Source organism: Rhizobium sp. P1_E6, from assembly GCF_056405875.1.
Genome location: NZ_JBFUBG010000321.1, coordinates 1 through 833, shown reverse-complemented (window position 1 = coordinate 833; position 833 = coordinate 1). Strand labels below are relative to the sequence as shown.

Sequence of the window (833 nt, the reverse complement as noted above, 5' to 3'; positions counted from 1 at the left end):
GATTACATCCTCGGGTATGGATCCGTCGTTCTCGGCCACGCCGCCAGTGCGGTCGAGGCCGCTGTGGCTGAAGCGCGCAATGAGCTTGGTGCCAATCCMACGCTGCTCAATGTTCGACAGGTCGAGCTCGCGGAGAAGATAGTTTCATTGGTGCCAGGAATAGAGTCCGTCGCCTTTCTTAAGACCGGCACTGATGCAACGACCGCAGCAGTTAGGCTAGCGAGAGCGATCACGCGACGAAGGCTTATCGTGCGGTGGGGCATGAATGGATGGGCAGACTGGTGTGCACCAGTGACGGCGGGCGTACCTGTCTCGGTTCAAGACAATACCATTGTCCTTTCATACAATGACATCGAACAAGCGAGGGCGATTTTTTCAGAACATGGCTCGGAGATTGCTTGCGTCATCATGATGCCCTACGATCAAATCGCTCCAGCTGAAGGATACCTGAAGGAACTGCGACAACTCTGTCAGCTCCATGGTGCTCTATTCATTCTTGATGAAATTCGCTCTGGCTTCCGTGTCGCCATGGGTGGAGCGCAGGAATACTTTGGAATCTCTGCCGATTTGGTGACCTTTGGCAAGGCGATCGCCAACGGACACGCGATATCAGTCCTCGCCGGCCCAAAAGCGCATATGAAACACGTGCTTTCGATCGGTATGACGGTCACTTACTATCGCCATGGGTGGAGCGCAGGAATACTTTGGAATCTCTGCCGATTTGGTGACCTTTGGCAAGGCGATCGCCAACGGACACGCGATATCAGTCCTCGCCGGCCCAAAAGCGCATATGAAACACGTGCTTTCGATCGGTATGACGGTCACTTACTATC

At 54.2% G+C, this 833-nt stretch carries 1 protein-coding gene; it reads left to right on the top strand.

Translation table 11 applies throughout. The annotated features are described in order from the left end of the window. Positions 1-6 precede the first annotated feature (6 nt). The coding region (locus AC1D35_RS36505; protein WP_477942926.1) for an aminotransferase class III-fold pyridoxal phosphate-dependent enzyme at positions 7-833 on the top strand (827 nt) is incomplete at its 3' end.